The 16,506-nt window shown below is 72.5% G+C and carries 15 protein-coding genes; 9 read left to right on the forward strand and 6 right to left on the reverse strand.

What is annotated here, in order from left to right; translation table 11 throughout:
• The coding region (locus DY240_RS04700; RefSeq protein WP_199700821.1) for a hypothetical protein at positions 1–346 on the reverse strand (346 nt) is incomplete at its 3' end.
• A gap of 218 nt (positions 347–564) precedes the next feature.
• On the opposite strand from DY240_RS04700, the gene mftG reads away from it, so the two are divergent.
• Together mftG and DY240_RS04710 are read left to right on the forward strand one after the other, a co-directional pair.
• A complete protein-coding gene (mftG, locus tag DY240_RS04705; RefSeq protein WP_199700822.1) occupies positions 565–2,067 on the forward strand; it encodes a mycofactocin dehydrogenase MftG in 1,503 nt (500 codons plus the stop codon).
• 81 nt (positions 2,068–2,148) lie between these two features.
• On the forward strand, positions 2,149–4,158 hold the full coding sequence (locus DY240_RS04710; RefSeq protein ID WP_119658804.1) for a glycosyl hydrolase family 28-related protein: 2,010 nt from the start codon (positions 2,149–2,151) through the stop codon (positions 4,156–4,158).
• Here DY240_RS04710 and DY240_RS04715 read toward each other — a convergent pair.
• Entirely contained in the window at positions 4,149–5,114 is a 966-nt protein-coding gene (locus DY240_RS04715) for a GlxA family transcriptional regulator (protein WP_119658805.1), read from the reverse strand. The genes DY240_RS04710 and DY240_RS04715 overlap by 10 nt on opposite strands.
• An 83-nt stretch (positions 5,115–5,197) precedes the next feature.
• Between DY240_RS04715 and DY240_RS04720 the strand changes: the two genes are divergently transcribed.
• From DY240_RS04720 to DY240_RS04730, 3 genes are read left to right on the forward strand one after another with little or no spacing between them, the layout of a single operon-like run.
• Positions 5,198–5,836 (forward strand): HD domain-containing protein, encoded by a 639-nt coding sequence (locus DY240_RS04720; RefSeq protein ID WP_119658806.1) that lies wholly within the window; start codon positions 5,198–5,200, stop codon positions 5,834–5,836.
• A gap of 9 nt (positions 5,837–5,845) precedes the next feature.
• Positions 5,846–6,175, forward strand: a complete 330-nt coding sequence (locus tag DY240_RS04725) for a nuclear transport factor 2 family protein (protein ID WP_119658807.1) — start codon at positions 5,846–5,848, stop codon at positions 6,173–6,175.
• Between the two features lie 31 nt (positions 6,176–6,206).
• Positions 6,207–6,917 (forward strand): helix-turn-helix domain-containing protein, encoded by a 711-nt coding sequence (locus tag DY240_RS04730; protein WP_119658808.1) that lies wholly within the window; start codon positions 6,207–6,209, stop codon positions 6,915–6,917.
• On the opposite strand, the gene DY240_RS04735 is transcribed toward DY240_RS04730, so the two are convergent.
• Positions 6,899–7,477 carry a dihydrofolate reductase family protein gene (locus tag DY240_RS04735; RefSeq protein ID WP_119658813.1) on the reverse strand — a complete coding sequence of 193 codons (579 nt, stop codon included), beginning with the start codon at positions 7,475–7,477 and terminating at the stop codon, positions 6,899–6,901. The genes DY240_RS04730 and DY240_RS04735 overlap by 19 nt on opposite strands.
• A 351-nt stretch (positions 7,478–7,828) precedes the next feature.
• Between DY240_RS04735 and DY240_RS04745 the strand changes: the two genes are divergently transcribed.
• From DY240_RS04745 to DY240_RS04755, 3 genes are read left to right on the forward strand one after another with little or no spacing between them, the layout of a single operon-like run.
• Entirely contained in the window at positions 7,829–8,878 is a 1,050-nt protein-coding gene (locus DY240_RS04745) for an NAD(P)-dependent alcohol dehydrogenase (RefSeq protein ID WP_119658810.1), read from the forward strand.
• Between the two features lie 49 nt (positions 8,879–8,927).
• Positions 8,928–10,718 carry a glycoside hydrolase family 15 protein gene (locus DY240_RS04750; protein WP_407659280.1) on the forward strand — a complete coding sequence of 597 codons (1,791 nt, stop codon included), beginning with the start codon at positions 8,928–8,930 and terminating at the stop codon, positions 10,716–10,718.
• On the forward strand, positions 10,715–12,085 hold the full coding sequence (locus tag DY240_RS04755; protein WP_119658812.1) for a glucose-6-phosphate dehydrogenase: 1,371 nt from the start codon (positions 10,715–10,717) through the stop codon (positions 12,083–12,085). The genes DY240_RS04750 and DY240_RS04755 overlap by 4 nt, the downstream gene beginning before the upstream one ends.
• Here the strand turns inward: DY240_RS04755 and DY240_RS04760 are convergent.
• Both DY240_RS04760 and DY240_RS04765 read right to left on the reverse strand, forming a co-directional pair.
• On the reverse strand, positions 12,069–13,037 hold the full coding sequence (locus DY240_RS04760; RefSeq protein ID WP_199700828.1) for a calcium/sodium antiporter: 969 nt from the start codon (positions 13,035–13,037) through the stop codon (positions 12,069–12,071). The genes DY240_RS04755 and DY240_RS04760 overlap by 17 nt on opposite strands.
• Positions 13,038–14,159, reverse strand: coding sequence for a baeRF11 domain-containing protein (locus tag DY240_RS04765; protein ID WP_199700830.1), 1,122 nt, complete (start codon positions 14,157–14,159; stop codon positions 13,038–13,040).
• A 136-nt stretch (positions 14,160–14,295) separates the two neighbouring features.
• Here DY240_RS04765 and DY240_RS04770 point away from each other — a divergent pair, with 136 nt between their 5' ends.
• On the forward strand, positions 14,296–15,198 hold the full coding sequence (locus DY240_RS04770) for an EamA family transporter (RefSeq protein ID WP_119658816.1): 903 nt from the start codon (positions 14,296–14,298) through the stop codon (positions 15,196–15,198).
• 30 nt (positions 15,199–15,228) lie between these two features.
• Here DY240_RS04770 and DY240_RS04775 read toward each other — a convergent pair.
• Positions 15,229–16,506: Dyp-type peroxidase (locus tag DY240_RS04775; protein ID WP_119658817.1), on the reverse strand; the 1,278-nt coding region annotated here is incomplete at its 5' end.

Below are 16,506 nucleotides of genomic sequence, written 5' to 3' on the forward strand. Positions count from 1 at the left end.
CATCGGGACGCATCTCCGCCCGCGACGCCAGCGCGGCGTGTATGGCGGCCTTGCGGGCGGCACCCCACGCCTCCAGACGTTCCGCCGCGGCGGCGGCCTCCACCAGCTCGTCAGCCGTAGCGACCGACGGGTCGAACGCCGCCAGCCGCGCCGCCAGCTCCGGCCCGGCCGGCACCTCGTCGATATCGAAGACCGCGACAGCGGCCTCACCGCCGGTGCACAACTCTTCCAGCAGCGCCGGATCGATGTCGGCAACGCTCGGATCGTCATGCGCCCACGCCACCTCCCACCCCGCCGGCGGAGCAACCTCCGGCGGCGGAGCAGTCAGCAGCGCTTCTTCGAACATGCCAATGATCTTAGACCGACCCACCGACAACGTCGGGACGACGAGACGACGTGTGCGAGACCTNCGTCGGGACGACGAGACGACGTGTGCGAGACCTCGGTCAAGAATGTCGAAGCGAACGGGCAGACGACGCCACGACCGTCGCCGACCGTCGCCGGCCGATGCCGGCCGGCCGGCACGCCCGGCCACCTGGCCGTGATCGCCGATACGGTGCGAGGGTGCCCTTCGACGTCGTCGTGGTCGGCGCCGGCGCGACCGGCGCGCCACTTGCCGCGCGGCTCAGCGAGAACCCGGCCCGGCGGGTGCTGCTGCTCGAGGCCGGCCCGGACGAGCAGCCGCCCGAGCTGCTCGACGCGGCGACGATGCCCGCGGCGGCTCCGGGCCACCCGGCGGCCTGGGCCTTCCCGGCGCGGCTCACCCCGGCCGTGACGGCGGTCGTGCCGCGCGGGCGGATCGTCGGCGGGTCGACGGCGGTGAACGGGGGCTACTTCGTTCGCGGCGCGCCGGCCGACTTCGACCGGTGGGCGGCGCTGGGCAACCCGGCGTGGTCGTGGGAGCGGGTGCTGCCGTTCTTCACCGCGCTCGAGGACGACCACGACTACGGCGACCGGCCGGGGCACGGGCGGGGCGGGCCGGTCCCCGTCGTCCGCGACCGGCCGCCGCACCCGGTGACGACGGCCTTCTTCGCGGCCTGCGCCGAGCTCGGATTCCCCGCGCAGCCGGACCAGAACGACGGCGGCGCACCCGGCTTCGGGCCGATCCCGCTGAGCGCCTCCGGGGGGATGCGGCACAGCACCGCGTGGACGCATCTGGCGCCGGCGCGCGGGCGGCCGAACCTGACGGTGCTCGGCGGCGCCGTCGTGCGCCGGGTGTTGTTCTCCGGGACGCGGGCGACCGGCGTGGTCGTCTCGCGGGACGGCCGCACCGAGGAGGTGCACGCCGGCGAGGTGATCCTGTCGGCCGGAGCCGTGCAGTCGCCGCAGTTGCTGCTGGTGTCCGGCGTCGGCCCGGTGGCCGGCCTGGAGGCGCTGGGCGTCCCGGTGGTCGCCGACCTGCCGGAGGTCGGGCGCGGCACCACAGACCACCCGGAGATCACCGTCGCGTACCGGCCCGTGGGTGCGGCGCTGGCGCGGACGGCGGCGCTGCCGCTGCAGGGCCGGCTGGCGTTCACCGCGGCCGGGTCGCCCTACGCGGGCGACCTGGAGATCCTCTGCTGGACGCGGCCGCTCGGCGCGGTCGTCCCCGGCGCCGGCGACGACCTGTCGCTGCGGGTCGCGCTGCAGCAGGAGACCAGCCGCGGCACGATCGAGCTGGTCTCGCCCGATCCGGCGGCACCGCCGCGCATCGACCAGCACTACCTGTCGACGCCGGACGACCGCGCCAGGTTGCGCGAGGGCGTGCGCATCGCCGTCCGGCTGCTGGAGACGGCGGCCTTCCGGCCGCTGGCGGCACGGACGGCGGCTGAGCCCGGGGACGACGTGCTGGCCGACGATCATGCGCTGGACCGCTGGCTGGCGGCGCACGTCGGGACGGCGATCCACCTGAGCGGCGGCTGCCGCATGGGCCCCGGCGGCGTCGTCGACCAGCACGGCCGTGTGCACGGCGTCTCCGGCCTGCGCGTGGCCGACACGTCGATCTTCCCCGTGGTGACGTCGAGCGGGCCGGCCGCGACCGCCGTCATGGCCGGCGAGCGGATCGCCGCCCTCATCGAGTCGGAGTGAGCCGACTCTGCAGGGGATTGTCAACCAACTGTCGAGTTCTTTCGTATTCTTACGGGTGATTTTGCTGTACTTTGCCTGGGTATGCGCAGCCGTCTCATCGTCGCCGCGGCCGCCGTCCTCGCGACCGCCACTGCCGCCGTCATGCCGGTCCAGGCCGGGCCCTCCCCGTCGCCGTCCGCCCCGCGAGAGACCCGGGCCGGTCTCGATCCCGCGCTGGTCGAGGGGCGCGGCGCCACCGTCGCGTTCGCCGAGCAGGAGGCCGAGTTCGCCGTCCACACCGGCGAGCGGCTCAGCGCCGCCGCCTCCGGCGACATCGCGCTGTACACGCCGGACCGGCGCGGCACCGAGCAGCGCGCGGCGTACACGCTCACCGCGGAGGCGTCCGGCCGCGACGCCGTCCGTCTGGACCGCGGCGAGCACGTCGACTTCACACTGACCCGCCCGGCCAACGCGATCACCGTCCGCTACAGCATCCCCGACGCGCCTGCCGGCGGCGGCATCGAGTCGCCGCTGGAGGTCACGGTCGACGGCCGGCACCGGACCACCATGACGCTGACCTCGCGGTTCTCCTGGCAGTACGCCGACTACCCGTTCTCGAACGACCCCGGCACCGACTGGCTGCACCCGGACTGGTGGCGCCCGCCGACGGAGAGCCAGGCCAAGCCGCTGCGGCCCAGCCACGCCTACGCCGAACAGCGGCTCCTGCTCGGACGCACGCACCCGGCGGGGGCGACGGTGCGGCTGACGGTGCCGCGGGCCGCGGCCGCCGCATGGACCGTCGTCGACCTGCTCGACTACGAGCTCGTCGCGCCGCCGGCGAGGAAGCCGGCCCATGCGGTGTCGATCCTGCGGTTCGGCGCCGACCCGTCAGGCCGGCGGGACTCGTCGGAGGCGTTCGACCGCGCCATCGCGCACGCGAAGCAGCGCTTCCCCGGCCGCGACGCCGTCGTGTACATCCCGGCCGGCACCTTCCTGGTCACGCGGCACATCGTGGTCGACGACGTCGCGATCGTCGGGGCCGGCAACTGGCACTCGGTCGTCACCGGTCCGTCCGTCGGCTTCTACGGCCGGTGGGTCGACGACGGCGGCGGCAGCCGGAACGTGCGGCTGGCCGACTTCGCGATCGTCGGCGAGGTGGCCGAGCGGGTCGACGACGACCAGGTCAACGGGGTCGGCGGCACGCTCAGCGACTCCGTCATCGAGGGCCTGTACATCAAGAACACCAAGGTCGGCATCTGGCTGGACGGCCCCGGCAGCGATCTGCTGATCCGCGACAACGTCATCGTCGACCAGATCGCCGACGGGCTGAACATCCGGCGCGGCTGGACCGGCGTGCGCGCGACGAACAACGTCATCAGGAACACCGGCGACGACGCGATGGCGATGTGGTCGCACTACGTCAGCGGAGACCCCGCGAAGGAGCTGGACAAGAACACCGGCAACACCTTCGACCACAACACGATCCAGTCGCCGGTGCTGGCCAACGGCATCGCGATCTACGGCGGGCGAGACAACACGGTGTCGGACAACCTGATCGCCGACCCCGTCCGCGAAGGCTCCGCGCTGCACGCCGGCTACCGGCACGGCTCGACCGACTTCCAGGGCCACCTGACCTTCGCCCGCAACACCACCGTCCGCGCCGGCACCCGGGAGCTGAACTGGGACATCGGCCTCGGCGCGATCTGGTTCTACGCGCTCGAGGGGCCGCTGGAGGCCGACTTCCGCGTCGTCGACTCCGACTTCCTGGACGTCAGCTACAACGCGATCCAGTTCGTGTCCGAGTGGGCGGTCAAGGACCTGTACGGCATCTCGCACGTGACGGTGCGCGACGTGCGGGTGGACGGCGCCGGGACGAACGTGCTCAACGCGAGAGCGTTCGGCAGCGCGACGGTCGAGAACCTCGACGCGCGGGGCGTCGGCCATGCGTTCACGAACAACTGCGGCTCGTTCCACTTCCCGCCGGATGGTCCGGAGTTCGCGATCGAGCTGGTCGGCGGCAACGACGGCGGCTGGGCGTCGTGGGGCACCTGGTGCGACGACCGGCCCACGCCGGTGGAGCCGCCCGAGCCGTCGCCGTGGGCTCAGCCCTGACGGCGAGTGGTCGCGAAGTGCCGGCGGTAGCGGCTCGGCGGGATCCCGAACCTGCGGGTGAAGCCGCGGCGCAGCGTCTCGGGACTGCCGAATCCGCTGAGCCGGGCCGCCTCCGTCACCGTGTGGCCCGCGTCGAGCAGCGACTTGGCCGCCTCCAGACGCTGCTGTTCGACGAACCTGGCCGGTGACGTGTGCAGCTCTGCGGCGAAGAGCCGGCCGAGATGCCGCTGGCTCACGCTCGCCACCGACGCGAGCGCGGCGAGTGAGTGGTCACCGGCGGGGTCGGCGACGACGGCGTCGACCGCCGCACGCAGCGCGGGCCGGCGTGGGACGGGCACCCGCAACGGCGCGGAGAACTGCGACTGGCCGCCGGGACGCTGCATGTAGACGACGAGTCCGCGGGCCACCGCCCGGGCGACCTCCGGGCCGTGGTCGGCCTCGACGAGCGCCAGGGCGAGGTCGATCCCGGCCGACACCCCGGCGGACGTATAGACGGAGCCGTCGGCGACGTAGATCGCGTCGGGCTGCACGTCGACCCCCGGATGGACCCGGGACAGCAGGTCCGCGTGCCGCCAGTGCGTCGTCGCCCGCCGGCCGTCGAGCAACCCGGCCGCCGCCAGGACGAACGCCCCCGTGCACACCGAGGCGACCCGGCCGGCGGCGGCCGCGAGCCGGCTCGCGCTGTCGCGCAGGTCGGGCTCGATGGGGGCGCCGACCAGCCGGTCCCCGCCCGCGACGACCAGAGTGCCCGCCCCGCCAGCGGCGGGGTCGGCCAGTGCGTCGCCGTCGACCGGCAGCGTCGCCCGCACCGACGTGGTGACGGGGTCGCCGCCCGGCGACACGTAGCGCACCCGGTACGTCGCTCCATGCCGGTTCGCCTCGGTGAACACCTCGGCCGGCCCCGAGACGTCCAGCAGCTTGACCCCGTCGAAGACGAGGAAGGTGACGTCGTGCACGCCACCAGGCTATGTCCGGAACCGAGGGATACGTGTCCATCAGGACGGCGCGCATCCCGGTTCGGGCGCCGCAGGCTGGAGCCATGACCGAGACCATCGCCGGGATCGCCATCCCCGGAACCCCGCTCGTCCGCGAGATCACCGAGTTCGTCCGCGACACCGAGGACGACCTGCTCTATCACCACTCGCGCCGCGTCTTCCTCTTCGGTGCGCTGCAGGGGCGGCGACGCGGCCTGCGGCCGGACCTGGAGCTCCTCTACGCCGGCGCGATGTTCCACGACATCGGCCTGACCGGCGGCTACCGCGACTCTCAGCTGCGGTTCGAGGTCGACGGCGCCCACGCCGCCCGCGACTTCCTCCTGGAGCGGGGCGTCAGCGAGGCCGACGCCCGGACGGTGTGGCTGGGCATCGCGCTGCACACGACGCCCGGCGTCCCGGAGTTCCTCGATCCCGTCGTCGCCCTGGTCACGGCCGGCGTCGAGACCGACGTCCTCGGGATGGGCTATCACGACCTGACGGACGAGCAGCGCTCCGCGGTGACGGCGGCGCATCCGCGGCCGGACTTCAAGAAGCGCATCCTGCACGCGTTCGCCGAAGGCAACGCCCACCGCCCACGCTCGACGTTCGGCACCGTCAACGCCGACGTGCTCGAGCACTACCAGGACGGGTTCGTGCGCGACGACTTCGTGCGGATCATCCTCGGCAACCCCTGGCCCGAGTAGCCTGCCGTCATGACGAGCATCGACCCGCCCGCGCCCATCCAGGCGTTCATCGACGCCACCAACCGCGGCGACTCCGACGCGTTCGTCGCCGCGTTCACCGACGACGCCTACCTCAACGACTGGGGCCGCGAGTTCCACGGCCACGACGGCGTACGCAGCTGGGACCGCACCGACAACATCGGCAAGCAGTCGCACTTCGAGCTGGTCGCCATCGAGCCCGGCGACGGCCCCGACAGCTACGTCGCCACGATGAAGGTCACCGGCAACGGGTTCAACGGCACCGGCCCCATCGCGTTCGAGCTGCGGGACGGCCTGATCGCGAGCGTGCGGATCAGCTGAGCGAGCCCGGAACGCGGCGTATCCTTCGCCCGTGGGACTGCGGTTCGAGACGCGCCGGTCCGACTCGCGGTGGATCGATACCGTGTGGACCTGCACGAGTGAACACGTCACGGAGATGGCCTCGGTCGCGGGCGTGCGGTGGGGCCTGGTGTTCTGGGAGCGGGACGGCGCCGCGTCCGCGGGCATCACCGGCCCCGAGACGCGCACCGGCACCGCACCCGTGCCGGAGGGCGCGACCTTCGTGGGCATCGAGTTCGCCGTCGGGACCTCGCTGCGGGCCGTGCCCACGCCGGCTCTCGTCGACGGCGGCGTCGAGCTCCCCGACACCACGCGGCGGACGTTCCGGCTGGACGGCGCACGCTGGCAGACGCCCGGGCCCGACGACGCCGAGGCGCTGGTCGAGCGGCTCGTCCGGGCCGGGATCGTCGTGTGCGACCCGCTGATCGCCGATGTGCTGCGCGGCGACCGTCCGGCAGTCACGGGGCGCACGGTCGAGCGCCGGTTCCGGGCGGCGACCGGGCTCACCCGGGGCGCCGTCCGGCGGATCGAACGGGCCCGCGAGGCGGCGGCGCTCCTGGCGGCCGGCGACACCGCCGCGGACGTCGTGGCCAAGCTGGAGTACTTCGACGAGCCGCACCTGGCCCGGGCGCTGCGCGCGTACGTCGGCCGCACCGCCGGTCAGCTGCGCGAGGGCGCCGGTGGTGCGATCGCCCTCGACGTGGCTCAGCGGGTGACGTCGTAGATCAGCTTGGTGATCCCGTTCGCGTAGACCTCGGTGTCCCGCAGCGTCAGCATCTGCTTCTCCCTGTCCTCCCGGCTGAACAGGCTCTTCCCGGCTCCGAGCAGCACCGGGAAGACGAGCAGGTGGTACCGGTCGATCAGGCCGGCGTCGGAGAGCCGCCGGGCCAGCTCCGCGCTCCCATGGATGAAGATCGCGCCGCCCTCCTCCTGCTTGAGCGCGGCCACGTCGTCCGTCGAGCGCAGGATCGTCGTCGGCCCCCAGCCGCCGACGAGGGCGTCGTCGGACAGCGTCGTCGACACCACGTACTTGGGCAGCTCCTTGTAGGCGGCGTGGTCCTCGGACGTGGGCCAGACCGACGCGAAGGACTCGTAACTGCGCCGGCCGAACATCAGCGCCGTCGTCTCGGCGAGCTCCTCGCCCTTGATCGACCACGCCTCGGGCACGAACTCGAGGTCCTTGAACACCCAACCGCCGCTGCGGTGCTCTTCCCCCGGCCCGCCGCCGGGCGAGTCGACGACGCCGTCGAGCGACATGAAGCCGGTGTAGACCAGGTCACGCATGATGGTGTTCTCCTCGTGATCGGGCGAGCTGCTGGCGACCACGCTAGACCCGTCCGCCCGCCGTCGTCTTGGACGGAAACGACAGCGCGGCCGGCGCTCCGTCGGTCGCGGCGGACGCCGGAACCGCAGCGCTGTGAGCCTTGACCGCCGACCCCAGGTGCAGCAGAGTGATGTTGAAGAGGGAAGCCGGATTGCCGGCATCGGACTGGCACTCTCCCAGGTCAGAGGGTGCCGCGAGTAGCTCTGCGTCGATCATGATCCGCGAGCGCCCCGGGGAACGAGCGTCGGCGCCCATCGCAGAGCGAGCACTTCAGCGCGTAGATCACGACAGCTCGGAGGGGGCGGACGGCGATGAAGACGTTCGTGATGAGGGAGATCGGCACAGTCGGGATGATGGACAAGCCCGAACCCCGGCCGGGTCCGAACGATGCGATCGTGAGGACGACCGCTGCGTTGATCTGCACGTCCGACTCCCATACCGTCGCTGGCGGCATCGGGCCGAGGACCGACCTCACGCTGGGGCATGAGGCCGTCGGTGTCGTCTCCGAGGTCGGCAGCGCGGTCGAGGTCATGCGCCCCGGCGACCGCGTCCTGATCGGCGCGATCACGCCGGACTGGGGCGATCCGGCGGCCCAGGGCGGCCACGCGTCGCAGTCGGGCGGTCCCCTCGGCGGCTGGAAGTTCTCGAACACGAAGGACGGGGTCTTCGGCGAGTACTTCCATGTGAACGACGCGGACGCGAACATGGCGAAGATTCCGGACGACGTACCCGACGAGATGGCCGTCTACTGCGCAGACATGCTCTCCACCGGCTTCATGGGCGCGGAGCACGGGAACATCCCCATCGGCGGAACGGTGGCCGTGCTCGCACAGGGGCCGGTGGGACTCATGGCGACCGCCGGGGCCAAGCTGCGTGGTGCCGGGCTCGTCATCGGCGTCGATTCCGTGCCGAACCGGCAGGAGCTGGCGCGTTCCTACGGCGCGGACGAGATCGTCGACTTCACGACGGAGGACGTCGTCGACCGGGTGATGGAGCTCACCGGCGGCGAGGGCGTGGACACCGCGATCGAGGCGCTCGGCGCCGACGTCACGTTCCAGACAGCGGTCAAGATCACGAAGCCCGGTGGCACGATCTCCGTCATCGGCTACTTCGGCGAAGGCGAGTTCGTCCACATCCCGCGCGTCGAGTGGGGCGTCGGCATGGCGGACAAGACCATCGCCACCGGCCTGTGTCCCGGTGGGCGCCTTCGCATGGACCGGCTGCTGCGCGTGCTGGAGACGAAGCGGCTCGACCCCACCCCCATGACGACTCACACGTTCCCCTTCGACCAGATGGAGCGTGCCTTCGAGGTCGCCGACCAGAAGCTCGACGACGTCATCAAGGTGCTCATCACGTTCTAGAAGGGCGTCAGCGGTGATCGAACCCGACCCGGCATTCCGCGCTGTCCGGATGGACGGCGAGTACCCGCCGCTGGCCGACCTCGGACTGATCGGTGACGGCGCCACCGCGGCACTGGTGGGTCTCGACGGCAGCATCCGATGGATGTGCGTGCCCGATTTCGACTCCGAACCCCTGTTCTGTGCGCTCCTGGACGAGGCCAGAGGCGGCGAGTTCGCGGTCGCCCCCGAGCGACTGGTCGAGGCGCGGCAGCGCTACGAACCCGACACCGGCGTCCTGGTCACGGAGTTGCGCAGCGAGACCGGACTCGTGCGGCTGACGGACGCACTGGCTCTGCGCTCCGGGGCCGATCTCACCGACGACGCCCCGGCCGGCCGTGGCGAGCTCGTCCGTTCCGCGGTCGTGCTGAGCGGGAGCGTCCGGCTCCACGTCGACCTGCGGCCGCGCGGCGGCGCCCGCCCCCGCTCGGCGTTCAACGGCCTGGCCGTCGAGTGCGCCCGCCGGCCGGACCTCCGCCTGCACCTGCGGTCGAACCGCACGTTGTCCGGGCTGCGGAGCACCCATGACCTGCGGCAGGGTGACCGGCTCGACCTGGTGCTGTCGTGGGGCCGGCTGCATCGACACCACCCGCTCGATGCCGAGGCACGACTCAGGGAGACGGTGGACGCGTGGCGCCGGTGGATGCCCGGGTTCCACTACGACGGACCCGAGCCGGCCATGGTCCGGCGGGCCGTGATCACGCTCAAACTCTGCGACCACTGGGCGAACGGCTCGCTCGTCGCGGCGCCCACCTCGTCGCTGCCGGCGCCCGTCGGCGGGATCCGCAACTGGGACTACCGCTACACCTGGGTGCGCGACGCGGCGTTCGCCGTGTTCGCGCTGCGCCGGATCGGCTTCGTCAACGAGGCCGACGCCTTTCTCGGCTGGGTGCTCGACGCGTTCGAGCGCAGCGGGCAGCCGAGGATCATGTACACGCTCGAGGGCGACCGGATTCCCGACGAATGGGAGGACGACGAGCTCGAGGGCTACCGTCGCTCGGCACCGGTGCGCTGGGGCAACGGTGCTGCCGACCAGCGCCAGCACGACGTCTACGGCGAGGTGCTGGACTGCGCCGATCAGTGGGTCAAGGCCGGCGGCCGGCTCGACCCCGCCTTGTGGGACGGGCTGAGCACCATCGCCGACGCCGCGAGCACGGCCTGGCGGGAGCCCGACCAGGGGATCTGGGAGGTGCGCAGCAGCGGCCGCATCTTCACGTACTCCGCGGCGATGTGCCAGGTGGCGCTCGACCGCGCCGCCGCCGTCGGCGAGCGGCTCGGCCTCGCCGGACCCGTGGCGCGCTGGCGGGCCGAGGCGGCCGAGCTTCGCGAGATCATCCTGACGCGGGCCTGGAACGAGGACGCGAAGACCCTGTCCGAGCACCTGGACGGCGGCGACAGCGTCGATGCGAGTCTGCTGGCGCTCCCATTGCGCGGGGTGCTGCCGGCCGACCACCCGAGAATGGTCGCGACGACGGCCGCGATCATGGAACGCCTCTCGGCCGGCGACGGCCTGCTCTACCGCTATCGGCACGACGAGTCGCCGGACGGGCTCGCCGGCGACGAGGGCGCGTTCCTGCTGTGCAGCTTCTGGCTCGTCGACAACCTGGCGCTCCAGGGACGGCTGGAGGAGGCCCATGACCTGTACGCGTCGCTGTGCGCCAGGGCGAGCCCGCTCGGGCTGCTGTCGGAACAGATCGACCCGTCGACCGGCGAGCTCTCCGGCAACTTCCCTCAGGCGTTCAGTCACATCGGCGTGATCGCCAGCGGCGTGACGCTGGCGAGGGCGGCGGGGAGGGCGGCATGATCGAGCGCCTCGTGCTCCTCGGGGCCACCGGCGATCTGACGGCGCGCTACCTGCTGCCCGGGCTCGCGGCGCTGCGCGACCGCGGACACCTCGAGGACACGTTCCAACTCGTCGGGGTCGGGCGCGAGGACTGGGAGGGCGGCGAGTTCCGCGGCTGGGCGCGCGCACAGCTGGACGAGCACGGTTCGGAGCTGCCCGCCGCCGCCCGCGATGCCGTCGTGACCGCGGCCGACTACCACCGGGCCGACGTCACCGATGCCGCCGCCATGGCCGAGGTCGTCGCGGGCACCGGCCCGGTCGCCGCCTACCTCGCCCTCCCGCCGTCGCTGTTCGGGCCCACCGTGTCGGCCCTGCACAGCGCCGGCCTGGCACCGGGCAGCTCGATCGTCCTGGAGAAGCCGTTCGGTGAGAGTCTCGCGGAGGCGACCCGGCTGAACGCGCTTCTCTCCGAGGTGATCCCCGAGGACTCGGTGTTCCGCGTCGACCACTTCCTGGCGATGACGACGGCGCAGAACCTCCTCGGCACCAGGCTGGCCAACCGCCTGCTCGAACCGCTGTGGAACAGCACGCACATCGCCCGCATCGACATCGTCTGGGACGAGACGCTCGCGCTGGAGGGCCGGGCCGGGTACTACGACGGCGTCGGCGCGCTGAAGGACATGGTGCAGAACCACCTGTTGCAGCTGCTCTGCCTGGTGGCGATGGAGCCGCCGATGAGCCTCGACGCCCGTGACCTGCGCGACCGCAAGGTCGACGTGCTGCGCTCGATCCGCCCGCTGAGCGACGACGACGTCGTCCGGCAGACACGGCGGGCCCGTTACACCGCGGGACGCATCGACGGCGCGTCCGTTCCCGCGTACGTGGACGAGCACGGCGTCGACCCATCCCACCGGACCGAGACGTTCGCGGAGGTGAGGCTCCAGCTGGACAACTGGCGCTGGCACGACACGACGTTCCGCCTTCGCACCGGCAAGGCGCTGCGCCGCGACCGAAAGGAAGTGGCCGTGCACTTCCGACCGGTTCCGCACCTGCCCGACGGCCTGCGCGGCAACCCACGACCCAACGTGCTGCGGTTCGGCCTCGATCCGGAGACCGTCGTGGCGGAGATGGCCGGCGTCGGTCCGCGCGAGGACGCGCTCGTCCCGGTGACGCTCGCCGCTGAGCTCGAACCGGGCGAACTCCCCGCGTACGGCCGGCTGCTGCTCGACGTGTTCAACCGCGACCCCGCACTCTCGATCCGCGGTGACGAAGCAGAGGAGTCGTGGCGCGTCGTCACTCCGGTGCTCGCCGCGTGGGCGAACGACCGCGTTCCGCTGGAGGAGTACTCCGCCGGGTCCGACGGACCGTCGCTCAGCCCTGGGACGTGAGCAGCCAGCTGAGATAGCCGCCGTAGGCCGCGACGAACAGTCCGCCCTCGAGCCGGGTGATCCGGCTGCCCGACACGAACACGGGCACACTGGCCAGCCCGGCGGCGACCAGCAGGAGGAGGTCGCCTCCCAGCACCTCGTCGGGCACGTGGACCGCCGTCGGCGAGACCAGGATCGTGATGCCGAGGATGATCGCGACGTTGTACACACTCGATCCCAGGAGGTTGCCCAACGCGATGTCACGGTCTCCCCGGATCGTCGACAGTACGGTGGTCACCAGCTCGGGGGCCGTCGTACCGAGGGCGACGATCGTCAACCCGATGACCGCGTCGCTCACGCCGAACGATCGGGCGGCGTCGACCGCGCCGTCGACGAGCAGTGTCGCGCCGGCCACGATGACGGCGATGCCCACGACCAGGCTGACCACGTCCCGCCACGTCCGGGCCGGCGTGCGCCCGGCATCCTGCCGCACGTGTTCGTCGTACTCCGCTCGGGCGGTCGTGGACTCCCGGCGACTGGTGCGCAGGATCCCCAGCGTGTAGCCGGCCCCGAAGAGCACCAGCACCAGGCCGTCGAGCCGGCCGAGCGTGCCGTCGAGCGCGACGACCAGCAGCAGGAGCGACGCCGCGGCCATCAGTGGAAGATCGAACCGCACGGTGCGAGTCTCGAGCGCGATCGGGCTGATCAACGCGCTCAGGCCGAGGACGAGCAGCAGGTTGATCAGGTTGGCGCCCACGATGTTGCCGACGGCCAGGCCGGCATTGCCCTGGCGCGCGGCGTCGATGCCGATGGCCAGCTCGGGCATGCTGGTGCCGACGGCCACGATCGTCACTCCGATGACGATCGGCGCCAATCCCAGCCGCAAGGCCAGACCGGTCCCGCCTCGGACCACGAGCTCGGCTCCGCCGAGCAGGCCGGCGAGGCCGACGACGATGAGCAGCGCGCTCGACACTCAGAACGCGTACCGGAACACCGCCGCGACCGGCCCTCCCTGGGGCACGTCGTCGGCACGCACGGCCAGCACGCGCCCGCCGGCGAGCAGGACGCGCCTGGCGATCTCGTCGACGACGCCGTAGCTGGCGGCGTCGTCCTCGGCGAGCGTCACCGCGCCGGACTCCTCGTCGACGTAGCCGGGCACCTTCTGGTCGATGTCGGCGATCAACGTGTCGACGACGCCGAAGGTCGCGGCGCGCGCGATGGTCGCGAGGTCCCCGGACGAGCGGCCCTGATCGAACCGCTTCTCGAACAGGTCGCGAAGCTCGGCGAGCTCCTGCGCGTACACCTCGTCGAGGGCCGTCCGCGCCATGGCGGCGAGCTCGGCGTCGGTGGCGGTCTCGGGGTTGCCGGGGATTCCCGGCCCGGCCAGGTACGGATAGCTGTTCACCGACCGGAAGATCCCGCTGAGCGGCTCGGTGGCCGCGAGGACGAGCGGCAGTTCGAGGCCCGCGAGCACACCTCGCAGCGCTTGGTCGACCTTGCGCGCGTACTGGCGCAGCCTGACCTTCTGACCCTCGGAGCCCTGGATACGGCCGACCGGGGCCCGGTCGGCGAGCGAGGCCTTACCGGCGGCCGACGCCGCGTCCGCCGGCAGGCCGGGCACGTCGACGGTGAACGGCGGCCCGTCGCGCGTGACCTCGACCAGTCGCACGGAGCCGGCCGCGAGCGCGAGGACGAACGCCGCCTGCGGGAAGGTGACCGCCCGCAGCAGCGGCTTCACGTAGAAGCGGTCGCCGACCTCGACCGCACTCGTCAGCTGGTTCGGCAACCGGAACACCGTCGCACCGCCCGGCGACGCGAACACCGCCAGGCTGCGCGCCTGTTCGGCCCAGAAGTCGTCGTCCTCGACCAGGTCGTCCAGCGACTCGCGGACGTCGGCGGGCGCGCCGCGGTCCGCACCGGCCTCCTCGAGCTGCCGCACCGCCTCGGCAGCGAGGTTCTTCAGCTCGATCCGGCCCGCCTGCGCCTGCTGGGTGACCGGACTCGTCGGGACATAGATCGAGACACTGGCCGGGTCGCGCGCCGTCATCAGCCGCTGGAGCTCTGCGCGCGTCGGGATGTCTGTGTGCAGCGTCACACTTCTACCGTCTCACGGTATGGATGGCCGGCCAAGGGGCAACCAGCGCATCCAGCGCTCGAGGGTCGCGTCCCGGTCGTCGCAAAATCACGTGACGCCCGGCGCCCGATCATCGACAATCCGACAGGTGGCCACCATGAACGTCGGCAGGACGGAACGCGGCCCGTCGCCGCGCACCGCGCTGACCGCGCTGGCCGGGCATGCCTTCGGAGCCATCCCTCCGCCGGCGCTGGTGCTGCTCGGCATCGTCAGCGTCCAGTTGGGCTCGGCCGTAGCGAAGCACCTGTTCAGCGAGGTGGGCAGCTTCGGGACGGTCGCGCTGCGGCTGTTCTTCGCGGCGGCGGTGCTCATGCTCGTGTGGCGGCCGGTGCTGCGCATGACGCGCCGCACGTGGACGGTCGTGCTCGTCTACGGCGTGATCCTCGGCCTGATGAACCTGTCCTTCTACCTGGCGTTGTCCCGCATCCCGCTGGGGATCGCGGTCACCATCGAGTTCCTCGGGCCGCTGGCCGTGGCCCTGGCCGGGTCGCGGCGATGGCTGGACGCCCTCTGGGCCGCGCTCGCCGCCTGCGGCGTGGTGCTGCTCATGGAGGGCGGCGGCGACCTCGACGTCGTCGGCGTCCTGTTCGCCCTGGCCGCGGGGCTGTTCTGGGGCCTCTACATCCTGGCCGGCGCGGCGCTGGGCCGCCACACCACGCAAGGCAACGGCCTGGCGCTGGGCATGGTCGTCGCAGCGGTGGTGGCGGTGCCGTTCGGCGTGGCCGACGCCGGCATCGCGCTGCTCCAGCCCTGGGTCCTGATCGCGGGGCTCGGCGTGGCGCTGTTGTCGTCGGTCATCCCGTACACGCTGGATCTGGAGGCGCTGCGCAAGATCCCGCCGCGCGTGTTCGGCATCCTCATGAGCCTCGAACCCGCGATGGCGGCCCTCATCGGCCTCGTCGTGCTCCAAGAGACACTGCACTGGACGCAGTGGATCGCCGTGCTGTGCGTCGTGGTGGCCTCGGCGGGCGCCACCCGCGGCGCCCGCACCGACGTCTGACCGCAGGCGCGGCGCGCGGCGCGGGAACGATCAGCCGAACACCTCGTGGACCAGGCGCTGCCCGTCGAAGGGCCCGCCGGGGATGGCGAACACGGCGCTGCCCGTGTGCTGCAGGAAGCCGTGCAGCTTGTCGGCACGCGACAGCGTGTCCTGCAGGGGGACGAACTGGGTGGCGGGGTCGCGGACGTAGGTCATGAACAGCATGCCGTTGTCCCAGTGCCCCATGCCCGGCTGCTGCGGCCCGTGCTCGTGCGGGGCGGTGCCGGGCGGGTGCGTGTGCCCCTCGTCGGGGACGCCGGCGCTGGCGGGCAGCACGAGGCCGTTGTCGTAGTTGTAGCTGCGCCGGAACATCGGCGGTGCCTCGTGCGCGAGCCGGACGTGGGCGTCCGCGGCGATGAGCGGGCGCCCGCCGTCGTCGGTCGTGGTGAGGTCCAGCGGTGTGTGCTCCGACCCGCCGGACAGCGGGGCGCCGCTGTGCCGGTCGCGGCCCAGCGCCGCGTTCTGCTCGGCCGCGGTCGCCAGGTCCCACATGGGGGTCAGCATGCGGATCTTGCGGAACACCAGGTAGGTGCCGCCGGTCATCCAGTCCGGCTCGTCCGCGGCCGCCCACACCGCGGCGGCGAAGTCGTCCGAGCCCGGGCGCAGGTTCGCCGTGCCGTCCAGCTGCCCGAACAGGTTGCGGGGCGTGCGTCCCTCGCCCGGGCTGGTCAGGAACCCCTGATGCGTCCACCGCGCGGCCGCGACACCGGGCACCCGGGCGCGGACCTCGCGGATCGCATGCGCGACGACGGTGGGATCGTCCGCGCAGATCTGCACGACGACGTCGCCGCCCACCCAGCGCGGGTCCAGCCGGTCGCCGTGGAACGCCGGCAGCTGGACCAGTCGCTTCGGTGCGGCCGCGACCGGCCCGAACGTGCCGGTGAACACGCGTGGGCCGAGGCCGAACGTCATGGTGAGGTTCGCCGGGCCGAGGTCGTCGGCGACGCCGCTGTCGGCCACGTCGCGGTTCGCCCGAGCGGGTCCGGGTTCGCCGCGCATGAGCGCGGACGACAGCGCCGACAGCCGGGCCAGCAGCTCGTCGAGGTTCGGCCGGTACGGCTCGAGCAGGTCGAAGGCGGCGACGCAGGCGCACAGCTGCTGAGCGGTGGCGATCCCGGGCTGGTGGGGACCCTCGTCGATCGCCGCCGGCGTGGGCTCGGCGCTCGGAGCCTGCTCCGTCGCGCGGTCGCGGCCGATCAGGTAACCACCGGCGCCCGTCGCCGCGGCGACGCCGGCCGCGGCCGCCGCGCCCAGCACGGCGCGCCGGCC

This window comes from Jiangella rhizosphaerae (assembly GCF_003579925.1).
Lineage (GTDB): Bacteria > Actinomycetota > Actinomycetes > Jiangellales > Jiangellaceae > Jiangella > Jiangella rhizosphaerae.